Source organism: Shewanella sp. Iso12 (genome assembly GCF_012030025.1).
In the GTDB taxonomy this organism is placed as follows: Bacteria; Pseudomonadota; Gammaproteobacteria; order Enterobacterales; family Shewanellaceae; genus Shewanella; species Shewanella algae.
The window spans coordinates 102,784-128,912 of the sequence record NZ_JAAUHW010000002.1 but is presented as its reverse complement, the minus strand read 5'-3'; the positions used below and the strand labels follow the sequence as shown (position 1 = coordinate 128,912).

Sequence of the window (26,129 nt, the reverse complement as noted above, 5' to 3'; positions counted from 1 at the left end):
CCGGCAAAATCACGCCAAAGGCATTATCTGGCGGCTTTTGCGACAAAATCAAAAACTAAGGCCTGAAGCCGAGCCGGGCCTCTCCATTATTTACCGCTGACGAGGCGATAACCTATGCCGATTTCCGTGAGCAGGTATTTGGGGTTGGCGGGCTCAGCTTCTATCTTATTGCGCAGATGCTTCATATAGGTGCGCACATAGTGGCCATGCTCGACAAATGTCGGCCCCCAGACCTGTTTCAGCAGGCTCTGTTGAGTCAACACCTTGCCCGGCTGCTCCAGCAAGGCGTTCAGGAGCTTTAATTCCGTCTTGGTCAGATGCACGGGCTCGCCGTTACGGCTCAGCTGCTGACGGCGGCGGTCGAACAAGACCTCTCCCAGCTGCACCTGAGCTTCAGGCTCATGGCTGTGGCGCAAGTGTCGCCTCAACGCCACCCGCACCCGGGCCAGCAACTCCTCTATGCCGAAGGGCTTGCACAGGTAATCGTCGGCGCCGCTGTTAAGCGCCTGCACCTTGTCGGCTTCATCGCTGCGGGCCGACAGCACTATCACAGGGGCATCACTCCAGCTGCGAAAACGGGGAATAAAGCTCTGGCCATCGCCATCGGGCAAACCGAGATCCAGGATCACAGTATCCGGCTGCCGGGTCGAGGCCTCCATCAAGCCCTGATTGAGCGAGTGAGCGGTGAACACCTCGAGCCCCAGCTGCTGCAAGGCCTTACTGACAAACTGACAGATCTCCTGGGCATCATCTATCACCAATACCCTTCTGTGATGAAACGGCTGCGGCTCAATCAATGCTGGCATAACTGGGTTCCTGCTCGGGTAAATACTCTTCTTCGCCGCACATCTCGGGCGGTGAAACATAGGGCAAGCTGAAGGTGAACACGGCGCCGCCCTGCTCGCGGTTATGGGCCCAGATACGGCCACCGTGGGCCGAGACTATCGCCTGACAGATGGCCAAGCCGAGCCCCAGCCCGGGAATGCCACACTCCTTGTTGCCGCGCTCAAACTTGGTAAACAGCCAACTGGCATCCTCTGTGGGAAGCCCGGGCCCGTTGTCGGCCACTTCGATATAAAACTGCTCGGCATCCAACTGGGCACTGATGTTTATCTGTACCTCCGGCGGACCATATTTAAATGCATTTTCCAAAAGATTCAACAGCACCCGCTGAATGAGATTGCCATCGCAATAGATAAGCGGCAGCTCGGCAGGGATATTCAACCGAACCTGGGTTCTGGGTTCCAGTTGTCTTAGCGTCACCCCGAGGATCTCCTCCAGATCCTGCCAGTCAAGCTGCAAAATAAAGTGGCACGACTCGAGGCGGATCATCTCCATCACATTGTTGGTCAACCGAATGGTTTCACCTATCCGCTGCGCCAGTTGGCGCGCCTGCTGACACTGTTCGGGGAAAGGCGCCAGACTGGTCACCAGGCTGTCGCTCTGGTTGCGGATAAGCGTCAGCGGCGTGCGCAAGTCATGGGACAGAGAAGAGAGCATGGTGCTGCGCATCTTTTCGGTTTCCACATTCAACTGCGCCTGCTTGGAGGCCTTGGCCAGCTCGAGCCGCTCAAGCGCCTGCGCCAACAGGCAAACAAAGGCATTGAGCAGCCTTTGCTGCTCAGGTGCCAGCCAACCGCTGAGACTCACAGGCTCGAGCACCACCATGGCCAGCACCCGCTGCTCTATCGCTACCGGCTGATAGTAGCAACCGGCATTGGGCAGGGTATCTGTTCCGGCGCCGGCTGCACAGTTGTTGGCTATGCTCCACTTGGCAATGGCCGAATCATAACGGGTAAAACCCTTGGTCAACAGCAAGGTCCCCTGCTCTTCGGCCTTCAATACCGCCACCGCCGCAGCGAAGCTCTTGCCGATATGCTGCTGAGCGATAGCAGCCATCTCCCGCTCGGTTTGCGCCGAGCCCAGTTGCTGCGACATCTCAAACAGCTGATAGGTGCGCAGCTCCCGCTGCCGGGCCATTTGCGCCTGAATACGCGTGGTATGTGTGAGTTGGGTGATGGCGATACTGACTATAGCCATGGCGAAGAAGGTCATCAGATATTGGGCATCGGCAACCGAGAAGGAGAACCTGGGCTCGACAAAGAAGAGGTCAAAGCAGGCCACATTGACCAAAGTTGCCAACAAGGCGCTCATTCTGTCGAGCCTGAGCGACAGCAAGACAGTGCCCAAGAGGTAGATCATCACTATGTTGGTGGCATGAAACCAGGGCGCCAGCCAATAACCAAGCAAGGTACAAAAGGCCGACATACCAAGGGCCAGGGCTATATTCGCCGGGCGCAGTCTTGGCCAGGCTCTGGGATTGGCGGCCTTGGGCTGCTTAGTGGCTAGATCAAGGTTGAGGCTGATAATTTCCTCATCTGCGGCGCGCTTTCTCAAACGCTGGCCCAGCTCCCGGCGCCATGGCAGCTGCCGCTTGCCGCTGTGGTGGCCGATAAGGATCCGCTCCAACCTGTGCTCGCCGGCAAATTCCAGCAAGCCGTGGCAGATATCATGATCCACCAGAGTCGCGGTCTCGGCCCCCAGGCTCTCGGCCAGCTTGAGGTTATCCTGCAGCTGTTGCCGCTTGCTATCATCCCACTGCTGCGCCTCGGGCGTTTCCACATGCAGGGCATACCAGCGGCAATTGAGACGCTTGGCCAGACGCATGGCGTGGCGAATAAGCTTCTCCTGCTGCTCACCATGGGTCAGCCCCAGCAGCAGGCCGCCCCGGAGGCCGGGCTCATTGTCCTGACGCCTGCGCTGCTCCAGCCGCTCGGCGGTGGCGTTGAGGGCCAACTCCCTGAGCGCTGTGAGATTCTGACGGTTGAAGAAGTTTTCTATCGCCCTTTCCACCTGGGATGAGATATAGATTTTACCCTCACGCATTCGCTGCATCAGATCATCGGGTGGCAGGTCCACCAGCACCACTTCGTCGGCCTCATAAAACACTGAGTCCGGCAGGGTTTCCGACACCTTGATACCGGTAATGCCACCCACCAGATCGTTGAGGCTTTCAAGATGCTGCACATTGACTGTGGTAAACACATCTATACCGGCATCCAGCAACTCTTTGACATCCTGCCAGCGTTTGCGGTGACGACATCCCGGAGCGTTGCTGTGGGCCAGCTCATCGACCAATACCAGCGCCGGGTGCCGGGCAAGCACGGCATCGATATCAAATTCCTGATAACACCTGTGCATTACGCTCAGCGCTTTGGGCGGCAGCAGCTCCAGGCCTTCGAGCAGGGCCGCCGTCTCATCTCTGCCGTGGGTTTCCACCAATCCGGCCAGTACATCCAGCCCCTGCAGTCTTAGCCTGCGAGCCTCGCTGAGCATGGCATAGGTTTTGCCCACCCCGGCGAAGGCGCCGAAGAAGATTTTGAGCCGCCCCCGGGAGGACGGCTGTTGCTGTAGCAGCAAATCGGCATTGGGCCTGATTTCTGACAAGTGATTACTCCATTTTGCTCAATGCCAGGTTCAGCAATGAAACATTGACCGTGGGCTGGCCGATAAAGGGCAAGGGCGGCTGCCGAATATAGCTGTCAATCAGTGCCTTTAACCGCGCCTCTGATACCCCTCTCGCCTCGGCGACTCGCCCCAGCTGCCAGTAGGCGGCCTCGGGTGAGATATGGGGGTCCAGACCACTGCCGGAGGCAGTGACCAGCAGCCCAGGGACAGACGAATTTCCAGGGTTGTGGGCATTCAAGGCCGCGGCTCGCTGCTGCCACAGGGATTGCAACTCACGGCTGTGGGGCGACAGGTTACTGCCGCCGGAAGCCTGGGCGTCATAAGCCGAGGCCGAAGCGCGACCATGGAAAAAACCATCCGCCTTGTAGTCCTGCCCGATAAGCTCTGAGCCCAGTAAGACGCCATCTCCCTCTATTATGCTGCCTCCTGCCTGGTGCGGGAACAGTGCCGTGGCGCCAACAGTTACCAGCAGCGGATAGACCAACCCGGTCACGACAAAGATAACGCCAAATACCCACAAGCCCATTTTCAAGGTTTTCATAACATACTCCAATCAGATCCAGCCAGTAGCGGCAAGCAATGCGTCTATGACTTTAATGGCAACAAAGGGCAACAGCAGGCCGCCAACCCCATAAAACAACAGGTTGCGTTTGAGCACTGCGGCGGCCGCCATGGCGCGATAACGCACGCCCTTGAGTGCCAGCGGCAACAGCGCCACCAGGATCAGCGCATTGAAGATCACCGCCGAAATGACCGCCGACTCGGGCGAGTGCAGTCGCATCAGATTGAGGCTCTCAAGCGCCGGAAATGTGGTGCTGAAGGCCGCGGGAATGATGGCAAAATATTTGGCCAGATCGTTGGCTATGCTGAAACTGGTAAGCGAGCCACGGGTCATCAACATCTGTTTGCCGATATGCACCACTTCGATAAGCTTGGTGGGGTTGGAGTCGAGATCCACCATATTACCGGCCTCCTTGGCCGCCTGGGTGCCCGAGTTCATTGCCAGTGCTACATCCGACTGTGCCAGCGCAGGTGCATCATTGGTGCCATCGCCTGTCATGGCCACCAGGCGGCCCTCATTCTGGTATTGCCGAATCAGTGCCAGCTTGGCTTCGGGTGTGGCCTCGGCCAGATACTCATCCACCCCGGCCTCGGCGGCAATGGCCGCGGCGGTGAGCGGGTTATCGCCGGTGATCATCACGGTTTTGATGCCCATCTTGCGCAGTTGGATAAAGCGCTCCTTGATACCGCCTTTGACTATGTCCTTCAGCGCTATCACCCCGAGAAGTTTGTTGCCTTCGGCCACCACCAGAGGAGTGGAGCCCTGCTTGGCCACCTTATCCACCAGGGCTCCCAGTTCTTTGGGAACCTCGCCGCCGTTGGCCTTCACATATTGGCTGATGGCATCGAAAGAACCTTTGCGTATCTGCCTCGTCCCCAGATTGATACCGCTCATGCGGGTTTGGGCAGTAAAGGGAATAAAACTGGCGTCGAGCTCGGCAAGACTGCGCTCCCGGATGGCAAACTTCTGTTTCGCCAGCACCACTATGCTGCGCCCCTCCGGGGTTTCATCGGCAAGAGAGGCCAGCTGCGCCGCATTGGCCAATGCCTCCTCAGCTATACCGGCCACAGGCAGAAAATCACTCGCCTGGCGATTGCCCAGAGTGATGGTGCCTGTCTTGTCCAGCAAGAGCACATCCACATCACCGGCGGCTTCCACCGCCCTTCCCGAAGTGGCTATCACATTGACGCCTATCATGCGGCTCATGCCGGCGATACCCACGGTAGACAGCAGCCCGCCTATGGTAGTGGGGATGAGGCAGATGAGCAGCGCCAGCAGCACCGTCATCGAGATAGGCTCGCCGCCGCTGTCCATGGCACCATAAGCGGAAAATGGCGCCAGAGTCACAGTGACCAACAGGAAAATCAGCGTCAGGGTGATCAGCAAAATATTCAGCGCCACCTCATTGGGGGTCTTGCGCCGCTTGGCGCCGTCCACCATGGCAATCATGCGATCGAGAAAGGTATTGCCGCTCTCCTGGGCACAGCGCACCACCAGCCAGTCTGACAACAGCCGGGTTCCACCCACCACAGAGCTGAAGTCGCCGCCGGACTCGCGGATAACGGGTGCCGACTCACCGGTAATGGCGCTCTCATCCACAGAGGCAACCCCTTGAATAATCTCCCCGTCGCAGGGAATGATCTCATCGGCTTCCACCCGCACGATATCACCGCACTTCAGGGTATCGGCGAGCACTTTCTCAAGCCCCTTGTCTGTCTGCTTGTTGGCCCAGCTGCTGCGTCGAAGCCCCCGCAGACTGTCGGCCTGCGCCTTGCTGCGTCCCTCGGCCAGTGCCTCGGCAAAGTTGGCAAACAGCAAGGTCAGCCACAGCCAGATGGCGATAATACCGCTGAACCAGAGATTTCCGGCGCGCCAACCCAAGCCTATGGCAACAGCCTCCAGCGACAGAAGGATACTGGCGACATAGACCACAAACATGATGGGGTTCTTCAGCTGCACTCTGGGGTCCAGCTTGGTCAGCGCGCTTAGCAGCGTTTGCCTCAGCATGGCGGCATCTATCTGCAGCACGGGATGACGCTTGTTGCAACCTGTCTCTCTTGGATGATCAGGCGTTATATCAAAACTGAAGGTTTTCATTGTCTGTTTCTCCCTGAATTCATTGAGCTGTCGTCAGTGCTTGCGGCAACGGGAATGTCAGCTGCTCGGCCACAGGCCCGAGAGTCAATGCCGGAATAAAGGTCAAGGCGCCAAAGAGCAAGAGGGTTCCCAGCAACATGCTGGCAAACAACCAGCCATGGGTGGGCAAGGTGCCTGGGCCTGCCTCTTGGGCGGGTTTGGCAGCCATACTGCCGGCTATCATCAGCACAGGTAGAATCACGCCAAAGCGCCCAAGTAGCATGGCAGCTGCCAGCAGAAGGTTGTAAAAAGGCGTATTGGCGTTGAAGCCACCAAAGGCGCTGCCGTTGTTGTTGGCCGCCGATGACAGGGCGTACAACAGCTCGCTGAAACCATGGGGGCCGGTTTCCTGCAGCGACTCGGGAGAGAGCACCAAGCCAAGCGCCGCGCCGGACAGCACTATCACAGGCGAACAGAGCAAAGCCAGACAGACGAGTTTCATCTCCCGGGTTTCAATCTTCTTGCCCAGATACTCGGGACTGCGGCCTATCATCAGTCCGGCAATAAACACTGTCAGGAATACAAACAGCAAGATGCCGTAAAAACCGCTGCCAACGCCGCCGAAGATCACCTCGCCAAGTTGCATCAACCACATGGGCATCATGCCGCCGAGCGCGGTAAAGGAGTCGTGCATGGCATTCACTGCGCCGCAGGAAGCTGCCGTGGTGACAGTGGCAAACAGGCTGCTTGCTCCGATGCCAAAGCGAGTCTCCTTGCCTTCCATATTGCCGGGGAAGTGAATGTCGGCCATCTGCTGCAGTTGCAGCTCAGAGTGATTTATCCATAGAAAGGCCGCCACAAACACCAATGCCATACACCCCAAAATACTCGCCCCCTGGCGCCAATCCCCGGCGCAGAGACCAAAGGCGATAACCAGGCTGCAGGGCAACAGGAAAATACTCAGCATCTGCAGCAGATTGCTCAGCGCCGTGGGATTTTCAAAGGGGTGCGCCGAATTGGCACCAAAGAAACCGCCGCCATTGGTACCCAGCATCTTAATCGCTTCCTGGGATGCTACCGGCCCCATGGGCAACAGCTGTTGTTGCCCTTCCAATCCGGTCACCGGCAGATAAGCGGCAAGATTCTGAATGACGCCCTGCTGCACCAACAACAGGGCGATCAACAAGGCCAGAGGCAACAGAAGATAGAGGTTCACCCTCAGCAAATCCAACCAAGCATTGCCGAGCATAGTCTGCCCCTTGGTTGTCAAGGCTCTGATAATGGCAAAGGCCACCACCATACCCGTGGCGGCCGAGCAGAAGTTCTGCACCGTCAGCCCCGCCATCTGGCTGAAGTAACTGAGACTGGTCTCGCCCGAATAGGCCTGCCAATTGGTGTTGGTCACAAAGCTGATTGAGGTGTTGAACGCCAGTTGCCAATCCATCCCCGGCAGGTTTTGCGGGTTAAGCGGCAGATATTGCTGCAACAGCAGGATAAGCATCAGGCACAGGGCGCCAAGGGCGTTGAAACACAAGAGCGCCGCCGCATATTGGCGCCAGTTCATCTCCTCAAATACCGCGGCCATCCCGGACCATAGCGCCGCCTCGCGTTTGAAAGGCTTTTGATGCCGGATTAATAACGCCAACGGCTTTGCCAACAATAGGGATACCGCCAACAAGAGCCCCAGAAAAATCGCCGGCAAACCTAAGGATTCCATAGTCAACATAGTCAGAAATCCTCTGGATGCAACAGGGCAAAAAACAGATAGCCAAATAATCCCAAGGCCAGCAGCAAAGCGGCCCACTCCATAACAGCCATAGTGAATATCTCCTGAAAAAGACTTTAATTTCAGGGTCAAAGCTTATGAAAACCGGTATAAAAACGGGGTGTAAATATCCGTAGGGTTTGTATAAAAGCTGTATAAATGGGCGGGATTGGCATTGCACTACTGCCAAGATAAACGGCGTATACACTGCATAAAGGCAGCAAGCCATGACATGGCTGGTCAAGCTACAGGGACAATGTATTGCGAAGCCGCGGTTAAATCAGCAGCGAGACAAACCATGGATTGCGGGCGCCATCAATGACAGCGCCCGGGTTAAGAAGTTACAGAAGGGCGTTAATTTGTCGCGCCAGCCAATCGTAGTAAGGCGCTCCACCATGGAACCAATCATGTTGGCCATCGGCATAAACCAGCTCTGAAGCATAGGCCAAAGGATCGGTTATGGTTTCGTTGAAATGACGGGCGGCGTGCAGGAACTCAACCCCCATCTGATCCCAGACATATTCCATGGCATCCATATAAGCCATCACAAATGGTGCCATTGACTTGGACTCTTCAAAATACTCAACGAACGGGGTATCTGAGATCACCACAACTCTGTGCCCCTGCTCTTTGAGCCTGAACACTATGGTCATCTGCTCCTGCATCTGTTCATTGAAGAAGTCGACATAGTCGCTGAGTTCAATATCCTTGAGTTTTTCGGCTCTGGAATTCCGCATCCATTCAATAAACATGGAAACTGTCTGGTGCGTCTGTAGCCCTATATTGGTCAAGACAACTGAGTCTGCGAGTTTCTCCGATTTTACCAAAGCATCCAGGTTGGCCAGGATCGGCTGCCAGAGCTTTCTCGAATCGGCGCTCTCCAGCGGTACCACGATGTCACTCTCCGGACTCAGTACAAATTTATGCTGGGCAAATCCCGAGCCATTCATCACCATGCCACCGCAGAAAGCTTGCCCCAGATGTTCAAACGCCTTGGCCAATTTCCCCATATGGCTGTCGCCAATCAGTGTCAGGGTATCGGCCGTGACCTTGGCACCTGTGGCGGTTCTTTGCAAGGCATCCAGCAACTCTTCGTCACAATCGGCTTCAAGGTGATTGGTAACCAGGTTTTCCTCACAGGCCAACGCCTTGGACCAGTGACGCATCACATAGCCGACTCCCTCTTTGGAAACAGTGCGCATGTTGTCCAGAAACCGGAAATCTGCAGGCAAGGAGGTAGTGATCAACTCATAGGAGGGAAAGTAACTGGCATCGGCGACATCCTTGCAGAAGCTGCCGGCGACGGCCCGTAAAACAGACTTGGAATGACCATTGGCCACCAACACATGTTCTTCAGTAGCCGTGGCGGTGAGGGGCACAGGAGATACAGTCAATATCAATTTCAGCTTTGGATTGATGCACTTGAGTTGCTGCAACAGCCGGTCGAGATCGATATAGACCTCTTCGTAATCAAAGACCTTGAGCCGGTAACAATCAGGGTCAAACTCGCCCAGTTTGACTCCAGGACAGGAGGGATAACAAACCCCATTGGGATCGACCCAGGTTTCAATCAACCCCAGAGTGAAAATAAAGCTGTTACTTGCGGCAATATGGCGTTTGGTTTCGGCCACGACCTTGCGACGATATTCGAGCAATGCCTCCCGGGAGGAGTAGCCTTCCTTGCTTTTCGGCAGCAGTAAGTCGTAATAGCGTTGGTTTTCTTCATCAAAATAGATGCTGTACTGAGCAAGTTCCTGTTCCCCCTTGATAAACCATTGCAACAAAGCACGGGCGTTATACAGGTTGCCAAAGGCAAAACTGGATGTCACATCTGGGTTTAGCTCACTGCGCAGATAAGAGTAGTTATGCTGTTCCAGCCAATTTCCTATGTGCTGGGCAAAACAGGAACCTGCCGAAGAGAGTTGTTGTTTGGTATCAATGGGGAGCCTGGGGATGAGCTCACGAAAAAGCTCAGTCTCGGGCCGAATATCCGCCACCGCTGAACGCCAAAAACGCTCCTTATGAACGGGATCATAAGGTAAAGAATGCTCCATGCTACTGCCTCCAATGCAAAATATTCCTCTACCGCCACCACGGTACAGCTGTGGTTACCCGATCCAGTGCGCGGTATAGATTAATTGCGACAGGCAACCAAAAAGAGACATTATTTAACACTTTCATAAACTTGACGTCTACATCAGCAGATCACATATTGCAGATGTGGGGCAGAAATTTACCAATTCAAAGGGGTAAGCCAAGCACGGTTTTGGGAAACGAAGCTGACGTTTTGGCAACAACGCAGGTATAGCCGTTGTGATTACGCCATGTCAGAGCCACAAAAAAGGGCTGCCGCTGCTGCCCTTTTGGTTGCATCTTTAGGTTTCAGTACGGCTTATGAATGCTGCTCCAGCCATTCGCGTACCGGCCGGAAGCTGCGTCTGTGCTCAGGCAAGACACCGTGTTGACTCAAGGCTTCGAAATGCGCCTTGGTGGGGTAGCCCTTATGGGCAGCAAAACCATACTCAGGGTGGCGACTGTCAAGCTCGGCCATCTCCCGGTCGCGGGTGACCTTGGCTATGATAGAGGCGGCGCTGATGACAGGGATCAAGCCATCGCCCTTAACCACCGCGGCTGAAGGCAGGCCAAAATCCGGGGTCCGATTACCATCTACCAAGACTTTCTCGGGACGCACGTTCAAGCCCGCCACGGCGCGCTGCATCGCCAACATGGTGGCATGCAGTATGTTGAGCTCATCGATTTCCGCCGGGCTGGCTCGACCGACTGAGACCGCCAGCGCCTTGGCCAGGATCTCTTCATAGAGGGCATCGCGTTTCTTTTCGCTGAGCTTCTTGGAATCATTAAGGCCGCTAATTGGATTGGCGGGATCCAGGATCACCGCCGCGGTGACCACATCGCCGACCAAGGGGCCACGCCCCACTTCATCTACCCCGGCGACCAGCCCCTGGCACAACAGCTGCGCTTCGGCTTCCGAGAGTTGCTTATAGACTGTCATCTTTCCTCGGCTTTTTATCGAGCAAGGCCACAACCGCCTGGGCCGCCTTTTCACTGGCGTTGCAGGCCAGCAGGCTGTGCAGCTTAGTAAACTCGGCCAGCAACGGCCGGTTATCTTTATCCAGCAATTTACCCACCTCTTCGGCTATCCGCTCGGCAGTGCAATCGTCTTGGATAAGCTCCGGCACCAACTCCCTTCCGGCCAACAAATTGGGCAAAGAGAAGTGGTTTATCTGCATCATCCGCTTGGCAATACGGTAAGTGATAGGGCTGACCCGATAGCCAACCACCATGGGGCGCTTGACCAACATGGCTTCCAGCGTGGCGGTGCCCGATGCCAACAAGATGGTATCGCTGGCAGCCATCACTTCCCGAGAGCGCCCTTCCGTCATATGAATTTCCAGATCCGGCGCATAGGTTTCCAGTGCGGCAAGAAACTGCTCGCGGCGTTTTTCATTCACCAAGGGGGTAATAAACTTGAGATCCGGATAGCGCTGTTTCAGCAGCCTGGCCGCCTCCACAAAGGGTTGGGCCAACATCTTCAGCTCACCACCACGGGAACCCGGCAGGATAGCCAGATATTCGGCTTCGACTTTCAAGCCGAGTGCTTCTCTGGCAAGACGCTTGTCATTCTCCATCGGGATTTCATCGGCCAGAGTGTGACCGACAAAGGTGCAAGGCACCTGATGCTTGTCGTAGAAGGCTTTTTCAAACGGCAGCAGTGACAGCACCATGTTGGTAGCGCGGGCGATTTTGAAGATCCGCTTAGGGCGCCAGGCCCAGACCGACGGGCTGACATAATGCACCGTCTTGATCCCGTGCGCCTTGAGCTTGAGCTCCAGGCCGATATTGAAGTCCGGGGCATCTATACCGATAAAGCAATCCGGCTGCAGCGCGGTTATCTGTTTGACCAGACTCGAGCGTATCTTCAGCAATCTGGGCAGGCGGGAGAGCACCTCGGCAATTCCCATCACGGCCAACTCTTCCATGGCAAACAGCGACTCGAATCCGAGAGCTTCCATGCGGGGGCCACCGATACCGATAAAACGGGCGTCCGGATAGCGCTGTTGCAATGCTTTCATCAGGCCGGCACCTAAAATATCGCCGGAGATTTCTCCGGCGACCATTGCAAAGACTAACTTTCTATTTTGTGTCATTCGTTCTCACTGTATCAGCGAATAATTCCTCGATTCGAGGAGGTCACAAAATCAACAAATGCTTGTACCTGTGGCTCTTTTGCGGCGTCCTCAGCCATGGCGGCGACGGCCTCTTCCAGAGTCAGGCTGCTGCGATACAGGGTCTTGTAGGCCCGGCGCAGCGCTTGCTGGGTCTCTTTGGCAAAACCACGGCGCTTCATGCCTTCCATATTCAGACCACGTGGTATGGCCGCCTGGCCAGAGGCCATCACGAAAGGAGGCACGTCCTGCAGCACCAAAGAGCAACCAGCGGTAAAGGCATGGGCACCTATGTGCACAAACTGGTGCACCCCTGTCATACCGCCGAGAATAGCCCAGTCACCCACATGGCAATGACCGGCAATAGAGGCGTTATTGGCCATGATCACATTGTCGCCCACCACGCAGTCGTGGGCGATATGTACATAGGCCATAAACAGGTTATTGGAGCCGATGCGGGTCTCGCTGTTGTCCTGCACCGTACCCCGGTGAATGGTGACAGATTCACGGATGATATTGTTATCACCCATGATAAGCCGGGTAGGCTCACCGGCATATTTCTTGTCCTGGCAATCTTCACCAACGGAGGCAAACTGGAAAATCCGGTTGCCCTTGCCAATGATGCTGGGTCCCTTGATAACCACGTGGGAACTGATCCAGCAGTCATCGCCGATCTCCACATTCGCCCCTATGTAGCTCCAGGGACCGATAGTGACATTTTTACCTATCTTGGCTTCGGGGTGAACGAAAGCTAATTTATCTATCACTTGCTAATCTCTCTGCGGGCACACATGATTTCGGCTGAACACACCAGCTCACCATCCACTTTGGCCTCGCCGTAGAAAACGCCAATCCCGCGGCGTTCCTTGATCATCTTCACTTCAAAGTGCAGTTGATCACCTGGCTCAACAACCCGCTTGAAACGAGCATTGTCGATACCGGCAAAATAATACAGCACGTCCGGAGACGGCTTGTCGCTCATGGTCTTGAACGCCAACAAGCCGGTGGCCTGCGCCATGGCTTCCAGAATGAGCACGCCAGGCATAACCGGCTGCACAGGGAAGTGTCCCTGGAAGAAAGGCTCATTGATGGTGACGTTCTTGATCGCATGCAGAGTTTCACCCGGAGTAAAATCCAGTACTCTATCGATCAACAAAAATGGATATCTATGTGGCAGGTAAGCCAAAATCTCTTTGATATCCATTGTATTTAATTGATTAGACACGAACTCGTTTCCTCATGCCGCTTAACGCACAGCGGTATTAATCTTGGGGTTTAACGGTTTTTTCCAGGGTTTTGACCCGCTGGAACAGCTCGTCCAACTGACGGAAGCGAACCGTATTTTTACGCCACAGCCTGTTGGGCATGGCCACAGTGGCCGAGGAGTATACCCCAGGTTCACGAACATCGTTAGTAATGTTGGTGCTGCCAGTGACGTGCACCCCATCCGTAATGCTCAGATGACCGGAAATCGCGCAGTTGCCACCAATAATACAATGTTTACCTATAGTCACGCTGCCTGCCAGTACTGTGCAGCCGGCAATCGCAGTGTTGGCACCTATGATATCGTTGTGAGCTACCTGCACCTGGTTGTCGATTATCACGCCATCATGGATTTCAGTATGATCGATCGCGCCGCGATCTATAGTAGTACCGGCGCCAATCTCCACTCTGTCACCTATGCGCACACCGCCGGTCTGAGGGATTTTGATCCACTGACCGCGTTCGTTGGCATAACCGAAACCATCGGAGCCGATAACGGCCCCAGAGTGAACGATACAGTTTTGCCCCAAATGTACATCGTGATAGACGGTGACATTGGCCCACAGGCGGCTGCCTGAGCCTATAATGACATCCTGACCAACCACTGTACCGGCACCTATCTGGACATTTTCGCCCAAAATACTGTTGGCCCCGATGACCGCATTAGCGCCAACTGCAACGCCCTCACCCAGTTTGGCACTGGGATGAATTTGCGCCGAGGGATGGATATCCTCTGCTGCAACCGGCGTGCTGTCCAGCAATTGCGCAACTCTGGCAAAGCCGACATAAGGGTCATTGAGCACCAAGGCGTTACCGGCAAAACCGTCCAACTCTTTAGGCGAGATCAATACCGCACCAGCCTGAGTCTGCTCCAGCTGGCTACGGTATTTGGTGTTGGCCAGAAAGGTGATCTGATCCGGCCGCGCCTTTTCAAGTGTCGCCACAGAGGAGACAGTCACACTGTCATCCCCACGAACTTCGGCCCCTAACAGCTGGCCAAGCTCTTTCAACGAAAAAGACTTCATCGATTTACTTGCCTTTGCTCAAGGCTTCAACCACTTTGGAGCTGATGTCGGCAGCAGGCTTAACATAAACCACGGCGCCGCGTTGCAGTACCATGTCGTACTTCTCTTTTTCAGCTATGGTGTTGATAGCCTTCTGCACTTTTACCAGCAGTTTGTTTTGCTCTTCACCCTGACGACGACGCAGATCTTCATCCAGCGCCTTACCTTTGAGCTGATAGTCAGCCTTCAGGGATTCCATTTTACGAACCAGTTCGGTCTTTTGCGTTTCGCTCATCAGCGCGGCATCACGCTGCTGCTTTTCCAGCAAACCACGGAGGTCTTCCTGCAGCTTCTGTACTTCAGCCATACGATCGCCGAATTCAGTCTTGAGTGCGTTGCTGATCTGCTCGCGTTGTGGCAGTTGTTCAAACACAGCGCCCATATCGACAACCGCCAGTTTCTCCGCTTGTGCGGCCAGGGGAGCACCCATCAACATCAGCGTCATCAGTGCGCCGTTTACCATTTTTTTCAAAATCAGACTCCTTGTTTTTCTTCAGCAATGCTTGCCGAGTTTATGTAATTTAGAAAGTTTTGCCAATATTGAACGAGAAGATCTCGGTCTCGTCATCGTCGTATTCCTTAACAGGCCAGGCCAGGCTGAACACCATGGGGCCCATGGGTGACAGCCATTGCAGGCTAAGACCCCAGGAAGCACGGATACGGCTCGGATCACTGTAATCGGCCAACTTGGAAAACTCATCTGCCGGCAAGAAACGATAGGAGTCATAATCAAACTCCGTATCCCAGACGTTACCCGCATCGATAAAGAAGCTGGTACGTACTGAGTTGCTATAGGCCTCATCCAGGAAAGGAGTCGGCACAATCAGCTCCATACTGGCCGTGGCGATGGCGTTACCACCGATAGAGCGGCCTGAGCTGATGTAAACTTGGTTTGGATCGCCCGGCAGGCTACAGCCTTCACCATCCGGATTGGGTGAACAAGGCTCGCTGCCGCGATACAGATAGAAAGCCCTTGGGCCCACAGAGTTGGACTTGAAGCCACGCAGTGAACTGGAACCACCTGAGTAGTAGTTTTCCCAGAATGGCAGGATTTGGTCGTTTTCATTGAAACCACCGTAACCGTTGCCATACCCCAAGCGGGCACGGGTCAAGAGCACAAACTTGTGGCTGCGGGTCAGCGGCCAGTAGAAGCTGGTGTCAAAGTCGGTCTTGAAGTACTGCAGATCAGAACCTGGAACCGTGATCTTACCACTCAAACGCTGGGATGAACCATCGGTTGGGAAGGTTCCGCGGTTAAGGGTACTGCGATACCAGCCGAGGCTGAGCTCAAAGTTGTCGAAGCTCAAGTCAGAGTTGGGGTCATCACTGTCACGGTAAATGTTATAGAAACGGATCGCCTGCTCATAACTGGAAATCTCAGAAATGGTGTTATGACGATAGCCTATGCCGCCGTTGATCCTGTTGTACTCGTTAATGGGGAAACCGCTGTTGAGTGCAATCCCATAGGAGCTGTTCTTATAACGCTCGAGGTTGGCCTCGTTGGCGTCGAACTCGTTCCAGTAGATGCTGCCACCCAGGCTGACCCCATCCTTGGTGAAATAAGGATCGGTATAAGACAGGTTGACGTTCTTGGAGTACTTGTTGGTGTTCAGGTTAATCCCGGCCTGGTTACCCGTACCGAGGAAGTTGGACTGCTGAACCCCGAACTGCAGACTCAGTCCTGACTCGGTACCATAACCTACACCAGCGTTAAAGGAGCCTGATGGCTGCTCTTTCACCTTGAAGGCCACATCCACCAGGTCGTCTGTGCCCGGCACCTGCACGGTTTCGGTGTCGACAGTTTCAAAGTAGCCCAAACGGTTGAGGCGTGCCTTGGATTGCTCGACCAAGGCCGAGTTTAACCAGGCCCCTTCCATCTGTCTCAGCTCACGGCGCATCACTTCATCTTTGGTCACTGTATTACCGGTGAAGTTGATGGAGCGTACATAAACACGCTTGCCGGGCTTGACGTTAACATTCAGGGTGACTTCCTTGGTTTCATCATCGATCTCAGGGAAAGTCTTCACCTCTGGATAGGCATAACCGAAACGGCCCAGATACTTGCTGTACATCTCTTCGGTAAAGGTGACATCGGCGCCGTTGTATTGCTCACCGGCCTTGATAGGCAAGATACCCTTGAGCAGCTCTTCACGGCCCATGAGTTCACCGGTCAGGTTGACTTCCTTAACCTTGTACTGGTCGCCTTCATCGACGTTAATGGTGATGTAGAGGCCCTTACGGTCCGGCGTCATCGCCACCTGAGTCGAGGTCACCTTGAAACGGATATAACCATTGTTGTGGTAGTGGGTCTTGATAGTCTCAAGGTCGGCCTGCAGCTTTTGTTTCTGATAACGGCGCTCGCCGAACAGATCCCACCAGGCCACATAGTCTTTGAGCTCCAGCATACCGATAAGGTCGGCGTCGCTGAAGCGCTCGTTACCCACTATGTTGATCTGACGGATTTCGGCCGCCAGACCTTCGGTAAACTTGAACTTGAGTTCTACCCGGTTACGAGGCAGGTTAATCACCTGAGCCTCGACCTTGGCGCCGTATTTGCCCACGCCGTAGTAGAAGTCCTGCAGGCCCTTCTCGATACCCGAGAGCATGGTGCGGTCGAGGGCTTCGCCCACTTTCACACCACTGCCGTCCAGGCTTTCCTGCAGCTGTTCATCTTTGATGTCCTTGTTACCTTCGAAGGTAACAGCGCTGATGGTCGGTCTTTCACGTACCGACACTATCAGCACCCCACCATCGCGGGACACCTGAACATTTTCAAAGTTACTGGAGGCATACAGGCTCTTTATCGCCTGTTGCAACTTGAGTTGATCGACTGTGTCGCCCACTTTGACAGGCAAACTCAGCAAGGCCGCACCGAGTGCCACTCGTTGCAAACCTTCAACTTGGATGTCGGTCACTTCAAAAGGCTGGAAAGACTCTGCCCAACCATTCCCTGAAAACGACGCGCCGACTAATAACATCGAGGCAAAAAGTTTATTCAATCGCATAGCGCACTTCTAATTATTTGTCTGTCCTTGCTCAGAGTCGGGCAAAATCATTGAAAAGGGCAATGCTCATCAACATCAGCAGCAACGCCGCCCCAAATCTGAATCCAATTTCCTGTACCCGTTCGGATACAGGCTTACCTGTTATTACTTCCACCAAGTAATACATCAAGTGTCCCCCGTCCAGCACTGGCAACGGCAAAAGGTTAATAATGCCGAGGTTTACGCTTATCAGGGCGAGGAACCCGAGAAAATAAACCAACCCTATGTTGGCGCTGTTACCGGCCCCCTGCGCGATGGAGATGGGGCCGCTTAAATTTTTAACCGAAACATCACCGGTAAACAACTTGGCGATCATCTTAAAGCTGACTACCACAAGTTGCCATGTTTTATCTGCCGCCACCGAGATAGACTCAAGCGGGCCATACTGCAGATCCAGCAGCATGTTGTCCGGCCACTTGGGGGCTTTGGGCGCCAGGCCGATGACACCTTCCATTTCCCCATTGGCACCCTTGCGGCTGTCCGGGATAAGAGTGAAGGTCTGTTGCTCACCGCCGCGTTTAACCGTCAATTGCAGCGGCTTTCCGGCAGATACTTTAATTTGTCCGACAAAGGTTTGCCAGTCGCTGTATGCCTCACCATTGACGGCCACCAGAATATCCCCGGCCTTGACCCCGGCCTTGGCAGCCGCACCGCCCTCGGTAACCGTCTCCACTTCAGGGATCACATCCGGACGGAAGATATCCAGCCCCAGGGTGCTGAAGGGGGATTCTTTTTCCGGATCGAAACGCCAGTTGCGAATATCCAACTGATAGGTGCGCCCGGAAGGCTCAAGCCCATCATCTGGCTGAGATGCCTGGCTGAGAGGCCTCAGGGTCAAGCTCATGCTGTCATCGCCGATATGACCGACCAGCGCCAGATTCACCTCTTCCCAGTTGCGTACCTTTTGCCCGGAAACCGCCACTATCTGCTGTGGGCCATCTATCTGCATCACGGCCGCAGGCGAGCCGGGTCTGACATCGCTGATCACCGGCTTGAGTGAAGGCACACCGATGAGATACATAATATAGAGCGCGAAAATGGCAAAGATAAAGTTGGCTATCGGCCCGGCAGCGACTATCGCGATACGCGCCCAGACACTCTTGCGATTAAAGGCCTGATCTTTAAGCTCCTCGGGCACATCCTCGACCCGTTCGTCGAGCATTTTGACATAGCCCCCAAGCGGGATCATGGCTATCACATATTCGGTGCCATCTTTACCGAGGCGACGCCAAATCGCCTTACCAAAGCCGATGGAGAAACGCTCTACCTTGACACCACAGCGCCTGGCTACCCAAAAGTGGCCATATTCATGGGCGGTGATCAGTATCCCCAAGGCGACGATAAAAGCGCCCAGGTTCCATAAAAAATCAAACATCAGACCTTATTTTCCTCACTTGCATCCGGCGATAGCTTCCTCGGCATACTGACGGCTTTGGCCGTCCAATGCCAGAATATCCGCTATGGAATTTAAAGGCGATTGCGGCACACGCGCCAAACAAGCTTCATTGACCCGGGCGATATCGGTAAAGCCGATTTCCCCTTTAAGGAAGCTGGCGACGGCCATTTCATTGGCTGCATTAAGCACTGTAGTGGCTTCCTGGCCCGAAGCGCAGGCACTCATTGCCAGCTCCAGACAGGGATAGCGGGCAAAATCCGGCTCACAGAAGCTCAATTGTCCGACTTTGAAAAAGTCCAAAGGTTCAACCCCGGAGACAATTCTCTCTGGATAGGCCATACAATGGGCTATCGGGGTGCGCATATCCGGATTACCCAGCTGCGCCAGCACGCTGCCATCCTGATACTGCACCATGGAGTGAATCACACTCTGGGGGTGGATAACCACCTTGAGCTGCTCGGCACTGGCGTTGAAGAGCCAGCGCGCCTCTACATACTCAAGCCCTTTATTCATCATGGTCGCCGAATCGACAGAAATTTTAGGCCCCATGGACCAGTTGGGATGCTTGATAGCCTGGGCCGGCGTCACACTCGCCAGACTGGCAAGATCGGCGCTCAAAAATGGCCCGCCTGAGCCGGTGAGCAGAATCGATGAAATCCCTGCACCTTGAAGGTTGCAATAACCCAGCTGTTGCTGCACGGCTTCCGGCAGGCATTGGAAAATAGCGTTGTGCTCGCTGTCTACCGGCAGCAGAGTCGCGCCCGATTGGCGGGTGGCTTCCATAAATAAGCGCCCGGACATTACCAGCGCCTCTTTGTTGGCCAGCAACACTCGCTTACCTGCCTTGACTGATGCCAGTGTTGGTATCATACCGGCGGCGCCAACTATGGCCGCCATCACGGTATCGACCCGGCTGTGAGTCACCAGCTCAAGTAGTTCGGACTCGCCGGTACTGACCCGGGTATCCGAGCCGGCACCCAAACGCTCGGCCAATGCCTTGGCCGCTTGAGGGCAAACCATATGGGCAATTTCAGGTCGGTGGATCGCACACAACTCGGCCATCTTGTCCACATTGGTATTGGCCACCAGCGCATAAACATGATATGCCGCCGGATTATGTTGGATCACACTGAGGGTACTGGCACCAATTGAGCCAGTCGCTCCTAAAATCACCATGTTTTGCATAGCACTACATCCAGAATGCAATATAGATAAGGGTAAAGACGGGCAAGGCTGCGGTCAGGCTGTCGATGCGATCCAGCACACCACCGTGGCCGGGCAATATGGTGCCCGAGTCTTTAATTTTAGCGGCGCGCTTGAACATGCTCTCGGACAGATCGCCAAGCGCCGAGGCAAGTGCGGTAAACAGGGTCACGGCAACCAGCAGTCCAAGCTCCTGTTCGGGAGAGAAATAGCTGACCCCGGCCACTACCACCATGGTGGTCAGCAGGCCACCCAGCAAACCTTCCAGGGTCTTGGCCGGGCTGACATTGGGCATGAGTTTAATCCGTCCCAGCGCCTTACCGGCAAAGTAGGCCCCTGAATCAGCGGCCCATACCGTCAGCATCACCAAAAACACCAGGATACCGCCAAAATAAGGGTCAGCAGGACTGCTGAGCGCTTTGAGGGCTATCAGGGAAGCGAAACAAGGTAGCAAGGTCAACTGGCCGAACATGGACTTGAGCATAGGGCTGCCCTGCCAAAGTTTGGCGCTGCGGGGATAGGAGATCACCAGCACCAGAGAGAACAACCACCAACAGGCACCGATAAGAATGATGGCCAGCATAATGGGGTGTAACTGGCCCCTGGACCAGACGGCATCGGCCGGAACCAGAAGATTAATCGCCACCAGCACTATCGCCAGGGTAGCGGTAAAACTCCATTGAGTAACCTCACAGCGGCTGTCGATAATGCGGCCCCATTCTTTTGCCGCAATCAGAAATACCGCCACCAAGGCCCATGAAAAATAACTTGCCGGGAGCAAAAAGATAGCCCCCATAACCAGTGGGATTAACCAAATTGCTGTTATTATTCGTTGTTTTAGCAAAAAATGTCCCTCGTAAGATGTTATACGCTGCGTATTTCTTCTATCTGACTTCCGGTCAGACCAAAACGACGCTGGCGGCTGGCAAAAGTCGCCACTGCCTGGCGAAACGCCTGCTCATCAAAATCCGGCCAAAGGGTGTCGGTAAAGACCAACTCGGCATAAGCCGCCTGCCAGAGAATAAAATTACTGATGCGGTAATCCCCGCCCGTACGGATCATTAAATCAACTTCATGTTGATTTTGCATGCACAAATGTTCTGCCAAGGCCTCTTCGCTGAACTGACTGCTGGTCATTTCACCGGATTCTACTTTTTCGGCCAGTTTACGAGCAGCTTGCATTATGTCCCAGCGGCCACCGTAGTTGGCGGCAACATTGAGGATAAGCTCTGAATTGGCGGCGGTTTTCTCTTCGGCTGCGCGGATCTGCTTTTGCAGCCTCTCGGAGAAGCGGCTGGTATCACCTATGATGTTCAGCCGGACACCGTTTTGGTGCAGCAGTTTGATTTCCCGGCGCAGCACGGTAAAAAACAGTTCCATAAGCAGGCTGACTTCCTGATCCGGACGACGCCAGTTTTCACTGGAAAACGCAAACAGGGTCAGTGAACGTACCCCGAGTTGCCTGGCGGTACTCACGGCGCGGCGCACAGCCTTGACACCGGCCTTATGGCCTATGACTCTGGGTTTACCCTGGGCCTGAGCCCAACGGCCGTTACCATCCATAATGATAGCCACATGCTGCGGGATAGACTGCTTTACCAGCTCTGAAAGCTGCTCCGGTAAGCACTCAGAGGTCAGGCAGTCGCCGGTGCTGGTTGGAGTCGTAGGATCGGCTTCCATATTGGATGACATCTGAATAAACAACCCTTATAAATAGACAAACGCCGCGTAGTATACCCCTACACGGCGCATCAACTCTAGTTTAGCGAGTCAATATCAGACTTCCATCAATTCCGCTTCTTTTGCGGCCAACAGCTCGTCTATCTTCTTGATATGTGCGTCAGTTATCTTCTGCACTTCCTCTTCGCTACGGCGTACATCGTCCTCGGTACACTCTTTTTCCTTCTCCAGGTTCTTCACCGCAGAGTTGGCATCACGACGAACGTTACGTACTGCCACGCGGCCGTTTTCGGCTTCGGCGCGAACCACTTTAACCAGATCACGACGACGCTCTTCGGTCAGAGCCGGCAGAGGGATACGGATAGTGGCACCGGCAGACATAGGGTTCAGGCCCAGATCTGAGCTCATGATCGCCTTCTCTACGGCCTGGATCATGCTACGGTCGAATACGTTAACCGCCAGAGTGCGGCTGTCTTCAACAGAGATATTACCCACCTGCTTGAGCGGGGTCATGGTGCCGTAGTAAGACACCTGGATAGAGTCCAGCAATGCAGGGTGAGCACGGCCGGTACGCACTTTGGCCATTTGCGCCTTGGTGGCATCTACACACTTGTCCATACGAACCTGTGCATCTTCTTTAATCGCATCAATCACGTTAAATGTCCTTTTTGCAATCAGTCGGTTATTTCGTTTTGATCAGCGTGCCTTCGGCTTCTTCACCCATGATCACCCGGCGCAGTGCGCCTGGCTTATTCATATTGAAGACCAATATAGGCATGTCGTGGTCACGGGCCATGGTGAAGGCGGCCAGATCCATGACTTTCAATTCTTTATCCAGAACTTCAGTGTAACTCAGTTCATCGTATTTGACGGCTTCGGGGTTCTTCATCGGATCATCCGAATATACGCCGTCAACTTTAGTGCCTTTTAGCACGACTTCTGCTTCAATTTCAATCCCTCTCAGGCAAGCAGCAGAGTCTGTAGTACAGAATGGGTTACCGGTACCGGCAGCAAAAATCACCACACGTCCGGACTTGAGCAGGCTGATAGCCTCGGCCCAGTTGTATCTATCGCACACACCATTGAGCGGAATAGCAGACATCAGACGGGCATTAACATAGGCACGGTGCAGCGCATCACGCATCGCCAGACCATTCATCACTGTCGCCAGCATACCCATGTGATCGCCCACCACGCGGTTCATACCGGCCTTGGCCAGTCCTTCACCACGGAACAGGTTTCCGCCACCGATAACCACGCCAACCTGAATGCCGAGCTCAACCAGCTCTTTAATCTCCTGGGCCATACGATCCAGTACCTTGGGATCGATACCGAAGCCTTCTTCGCCCATCAGGGCTTCGCCACTCAGTTTCAGCAGAATACGTCGAAATGCAGGTTTTGGGTTGGTGCTCATCTTTTTCTGTCCTGGTCATAACAAGACCGCAGCGGCTGCTGCGGTCTTGGGAGGGTTAAGAATTGACGATTAAGCCTTCTTGGAAGCAGCGATTTGGGCAGCTACTTCAGAAGCGAAATCTTCTTCTTTCTTCTCGATACCTTCACCCACTTCCAGGCGGATGAAGTTAGTCACAGTGGCGCCTTTCTCTTTCAGAACTTCACCAACAGTTTTCTTTGGCTCCATGATGAATGGCTGACCAGTCAGAGAAACCTCACCGGTGAACTTCTTCATGCGGCCGGCAACCATCTTCTCAGCGATTTCCTGAGGCTTGCCTTCGTTCATAGCGATTTCAACTTGAACGGAACGCTCTTTCTCAACCACTTCAGCTGGAACGTCTTCTGGGTTAACGTACTCAGGCTTAGAGGCAGCAACGTGCATTGCGATGTGCTTCAGCGTTTCTTCATCGGCTTCACCGGTAACAACTACACCGATGCGATCGCCGTGACGGTAGAAAGCCATTTTGTCACCGTCGATGTACTCAACGCGACGAACATTGATGTTTTCACCGATTTTGGCAACCAGGGCAACACGCGCTTCTTCGAACTGAGCTTTCAGATCTTCAACAGTCACTTTGGCAGCAGCGGCAGCTTCCAGAACTTCGTTGGCGAAAGCCAGGAAGTTGGAGTCTTTTGCTACGAAGTCAGTCTGGCAGTTAACTTCAACCAGAGCAGTGTAACCAGCACCGTTTTTGATCAGGATAGTACCTTCGGCAGCGATGTTACCGGCTTTCTTGGCCGCTTTGGCCGCGCCGCTCTTACGCATGTTATCGATTGCAGCTTCGATATCACCGTTAGTTTCGGTCAGGGCTTTTTTACAATCCATCATGCCTGCGCCAGTACGGTCGCGCAGTTCTTTAACCAGGGCAGCAGTAATTGCCATTGTTAAATCCTCAATTGATAATTCGACAAATTTAACCTGTTGATAATCAGGTATAAAACAGGGGCCATATGGCCCCTGTTAACCAATCATATCTCTTGGTTAATAAGGGTGATGTACTAGCATCGCACCTTATTATTCAGCTTCGATGAAACCGTCTTCTTCAGCTTGAACAGCCAGGTCCTGACCACGGCCAGCTTTGGCAGCAGCAGCTACAGACTCAGCATACAAACGGATTGCACGCATAGCGTCGTCGTTACCAGGAATGATGTAGTCAACGCCATCTGGAGCAGAGTTGGTATCTACTACGGCAACAACAGGGATACCCAGGTTGTTGGCTTCTTTGATAGCGATGTGTTCATGGTCGGCACCGATAACGAAAATGGCGTCTGGCAGACCGCCCATGTTCTTGATACCACCCAGAGACTTCTCAAGCTTTTCCAGCTCACGGGTACGCATCAGCGCTTCTTTCTTGGTCAGCTTGTCGAAAGTACCGTCAACAGACTGGGTTTCCAGATCTTTCAGGCGCTTGATTGACTGACGAACGGTTTTCCAGTTGGTCAGCATACCGCCGAGCCAGCGCTTGTCCACGTAGAACTGCTCGCAAGATACGGCAGCTTCTTTGATGGCTTCACTGGCAGCGCGCTTGGTGCCTACGAACAGGATTTTACCTTTCTTGGAAGCAATGTTGCTGATGAAAGCCAGAGCTTCATTGAACATTGGCACAGTGTGCTCGAGGTTGATGATGTGTACACCGTTGCGGGCGCCGAAGATGAAAGGCTTCATCTTAGGGTTCCAGTAACGGGTTTGGTGACCGAAGTGTACACCGGCCTGGAGCATATCGCGCATTGAAACTGTAGTCATTTTCTATACCTTAATTTAAGGGGTTAGACCTCCACGCATCCCATGTCTTCGACCCTTTGGCCAAGCCGCGGGCACCCCGAAGAATGTGTCGATACGTGTGTGATTTAGTATTTGAGTTAAATGCCATGTATAATGGCCGCCATCTTTACTCTGACCTGCCAACGAAATGGGATCCCCCACCGAAGGCAGCCCGACTTGAAGTCAATTCGAACTCGTAGAGTCGTCAGCTCAAAGTCACTTAGAGTCAAACATAACGGCGCGCTTTATACCATAAATCGCCGGCAAACACAAATTTTTTACCGCTCATATGTCGGCCTTAAACTCAGTTCAAAGCCGCGCCAGGAGCGTTATTTTACCGTTTCACAAACAAGTTGGATTGGCCTTGGCCAAGACACAGGTTATTAAGAGAAAACCCCCATGAGTATAGTCATCAAGACAGCAGACGAAATTGAGAAAATGCGTGCCGCCGGTAAGTTGGCCGCCAGTGTACTGGAAATGATAGCCCCGCACGTCAAGGCAGGGGTCAGCACCAACGAGCTCAACGATATCTGCGCCAAGTACACGGAAGAACAAGGCGCCATCTCTGCGCCGCTCAACTACCATGGTTTTCCCAAGTCCATCTGTACCTCTATCAATGAGGTGATCTGCCACGGTATTCCCAGCGATCGCGTGCTCAAGGACGGCGATATTCTCAATATCGACATCACTGTCATCAAGGATGGCTATCACGGCGACACTTCCAAAATGTTCCTGATTGGCGATGTCAGCCCGAAAGATCGCCGCCTGTGCCGTATCGCTCAGGAAAGCCTCTACGCCGCCATCCGCAAGGTTCGCCCCGGCATGCAGTTGGGTGAAATTGGCACCACGGTAGAGAAGTTTATCAAGGCCAGCAAGTCAGGCCTGGACAAATATTCGATAGTGCAGGATTACTGCGGTCACGGTATCGGCGCCGGTTTCCACGAAGAGCCACAGGTAGTGCACTACAGAAACAATGACAAGACCATACTGCGTCCAGGCATGTGCTTTACCATTGAGCCGATGATCAACGCCGGTCGCCATACTTCTGTACTGAATAAGGATGACGGCTGGACTGTCACCACTTCAGATGGTAAAAATTCGGCTCAGTGGGAACATACTCTGTTGATCACCCAGACCGGCGTAGAAGTTCTGACGCTGCGCGCCGAGGAAGATTTCCCGAGGATCATCAATCACGCCAAATAAGGCG

The 26,129-nt window shown here is 54.0% G+C and carries 23 protein-coding genes; 1 reads left to right on the top strand and 22 read right to left on the bottom strand.

What is annotated here, in order from left to right; translation table 11 throughout:
* Positions 1–86: 86 nt before the first annotated feature.
* From HCX89_RS04545 to rpsB, 22 genes are all read right to left on the bottom strand, one after another.
* Positions 87–806, bottom strand: a complete 720-nt coding sequence (locus HCX89_RS04545; protein WP_025887259.1) for a response regulator — start codon at positions 804–806, stop codon at positions 87–89.
* Positions 790–3,447 carry a DUF4118 domain-containing protein gene (locus tag HCX89_RS04540; RefSeq protein WP_167715229.1) on the bottom strand — a complete coding sequence of 886 codons (2,658 nt, stop codon included), beginning with the start codon at positions 3,445–3,447 and terminating at the stop codon, positions 790–792. Before HCX89_RS04540 ends, HCX89_RS04545 begins: the two co-directional genes overlap by 17 nt.
* A gap of 4 nt (positions 3,448–3,451) precedes the next feature.
* Complete coding sequence (gene kdpC / locus HCX89_RS04535) at positions 3,452–4,009, bottom strand: potassium-transporting ATPase subunit KdpC (RefSeq protein ID WP_167715227.1); 558 nt, start codon at positions 4,007–4,009, stop codon at positions 3,452–3,454.
* A gap of 12 nt (positions 4,010–4,021) precedes the next feature.
* The gene (gene kdpB / locus HCX89_RS04530; RefSeq protein WP_208192150.1) at positions 4,022–6,037 is read right to left on the bottom strand and encodes a potassium-transporting ATPase subunit KdpB; all 2,016 of its coding nucleotides are present in this window, start codon (positions 6,035–6,037) and stop codon (positions 4,022–4,024) included.
* 109 nt (positions 6,038–6,146) lie between these two features.
* Positions 6,147–7,832 carry a potassium-transporting ATPase subunit KdpA gene (kdpA, locus tag HCX89_RS04525; RefSeq protein ID WP_167715223.1) on the bottom strand — a complete coding sequence of 562 codons (1,686 nt, stop codon included), beginning with the start codon at positions 7,830–7,832 and terminating at the stop codon, positions 6,147–6,149.
* Between the two features lie 2 nt (positions 7,833–7,834).
* Positions 7,835–7,924 (bottom strand): K(+)-transporting ATPase subunit F, encoded by a 90-nt coding sequence (kdpF, locus tag HCX89_RS04520; protein ID WP_081737100.1) that lies wholly within the window; start codon positions 7,922–7,924, stop codon positions 7,835–7,837.
* Positions 7,925–8,212: 288 nt separating this feature from the next.
* Positions 8,213–9,925, bottom strand: a complete 1,713-nt coding sequence (locus HCX89_RS04515; RefSeq protein WP_167715222.1) for a GSCFA domain-containing protein — start codon at positions 9,923–9,925, stop codon at positions 8,213–8,215.
* Positions 9,926–10,263: 338 nt separating this feature from the next.
* The gene (gene rnhB / locus HCX89_RS04510) at positions 10,264–10,884 is read right to left on the bottom strand and encodes a ribonuclease HII (RefSeq protein ID WP_025010990.1); all 621 of its coding nucleotides are present in this window, start codon (positions 10,882–10,884) and stop codon (positions 10,264–10,266) included.
* A complete protein-coding gene (gene lpxB, locus HCX89_RS04505) occupies positions 10,871–12,040 on the bottom strand; it encodes a lipid-A-disaccharide synthase (RefSeq protein ID WP_167715219.1) in 1,170 nt (389 codons plus the stop codon). Before lpxB ends, rnhB begins: the two co-directional genes overlap by 14 nt.
* Before the next feature lie 14 nt (positions 12,041–12,054).
* Positions 12,055–12,825: an acyl-ACP--UDP-N-acetylglucosamine O-acyltransferase gene (lpxA, locus tag HCX89_RS04500; RefSeq protein ID WP_045283561.1), complete on the bottom strand. Its 771-nt coding sequence runs from the start codon at positions 12,823–12,825 to the stop codon at positions 12,055–12,057.
* A complete protein-coding gene (gene fabZ / locus HCX89_RS04495; RefSeq protein ID WP_025010987.1) occupies positions 12,822–13,283 on the bottom strand; it encodes a 3-hydroxyacyl-ACP dehydratase FabZ in 462 nt (153 codons plus the stop codon). Before fabZ ends, lpxA begins: the two co-directional genes overlap by 4 nt.
* A gap of 37 nt (positions 13,284–13,320) precedes the next feature.
* On the bottom strand, positions 13,321–14,346 hold the full coding sequence (gene lpxD / locus HCX89_RS04490) for a UDP-3-O-(3-hydroxymyristoyl)glucosamine N-acyltransferase (protein ID WP_025010986.1): 1,026 nt from the start codon (positions 14,344–14,346) through the stop codon (positions 13,321–13,323).
* A 4-nt stretch (positions 14,347–14,350) separates the two neighbouring features.
* The gene (locus HCX89_RS04485; RefSeq protein ID WP_037466989.1) at positions 14,351–14,848 is read right to left on the bottom strand and encodes an OmpH family outer membrane protein; all 498 of its coding nucleotides are present in this window, start codon (positions 14,846–14,848) and stop codon (positions 14,351–14,353) included.
* A 58-nt stretch (positions 14,849–14,906) separates the two neighbouring features.
* Positions 14,907–17,390: an outer membrane protein assembly factor BamA gene (gene bamA, locus HCX89_RS04480; RefSeq protein ID WP_025887252.1), complete on the bottom strand. Its 2,484-nt coding sequence runs from the start codon at positions 17,388–17,390 to the stop codon at positions 14,907–14,909.
* Positions 17,391–17,421: 31 nt separating this feature from the next.
* Entirely contained in the window at positions 17,422–18,804 is a 1,383-nt protein-coding gene (rseP, locus tag HCX89_RS04475; RefSeq protein ID WP_167715217.1) for a sigma E protease regulator RseP, read from the bottom strand.
* 15 nt (positions 18,805–18,819) lie between these two features.
* Positions 18,820–20,010 carry a 1-deoxy-D-xylulose-5-phosphate reductoisomerase gene (ispC, locus tag HCX89_RS04470; protein ID WP_044734897.1) on the bottom strand — a complete coding sequence of 397 codons (1,191 nt, stop codon included), beginning with the start codon at positions 20,008–20,010 and terminating at the stop codon, positions 18,820–18,822.
* 4 nt (positions 20,011–20,014) lie between these two features.
* The gene (locus HCX89_RS04465) at positions 20,015–20,872 is read right to left on the bottom strand and encodes a phosphatidate cytidylyltransferase (RefSeq protein ID WP_044734898.1); all 858 of its coding nucleotides are present in this window, start codon (positions 20,870–20,872) and stop codon (positions 20,015–20,017) included.
* 20 nt (positions 20,873–20,892) lie between these two features.
* Positions 20,893–21,720, bottom strand: coding sequence for a polyprenyl diphosphate synthase (gene uppS / locus HCX89_RS04460; RefSeq protein ID WP_028779852.1), 828 nt, complete (start codon positions 21,718–21,720; stop codon positions 20,893–20,895).
* Positions 21,721–21,804: 84 nt separating this feature from the next.
* Positions 21,805–22,362, bottom strand: coding sequence for a ribosome recycling factor (gene frr, locus HCX89_RS04455; RefSeq protein ID WP_025010981.1), 558 nt, complete (start codon positions 22,360–22,362; stop codon positions 21,805–21,807).
* Positions 22,363–22,390: 28 nt separating this feature from the next.
* Positions 22,391–23,122, bottom strand: a complete 732-nt coding sequence (pyrH, locus tag HCX89_RS04450; RefSeq protein WP_025010980.1) for a UMP kinase — start codon at positions 23,120–23,122, stop codon at positions 22,391–22,393.
* A gap of 69 nt (positions 23,123–23,191) precedes the next feature.
* On the bottom strand, positions 23,192–24,043 hold the full coding sequence (tsf, locus tag HCX89_RS04445) for a translation elongation factor Ts (protein ID WP_044734899.1): 852 nt from the start codon (positions 24,041–24,043) through the stop codon (positions 23,192–23,194).
* A gap of 132 nt (positions 24,044–24,175) precedes the next feature.
* Entirely contained in the window at positions 24,176–24,904 is a 729-nt protein-coding gene (rpsB, locus tag HCX89_RS04440; RefSeq protein WP_025010979.1) for a 30S ribosomal protein S2, read from the bottom strand.
* 417 nt (positions 24,905–25,321) lie between these two features.
* On the opposite strand from rpsB, the gene map reads away from it, so the two are divergent.
* Positions 25,322–26,125, top strand: coding sequence for a type I methionyl aminopeptidase (map, locus tag HCX89_RS04435; RefSeq protein ID WP_093982600.1), 804 nt, complete (start codon positions 25,322–25,324; stop codon positions 26,123–26,125).
* Positions 26,126–26,129 lie beyond the last annotated feature (4 nt).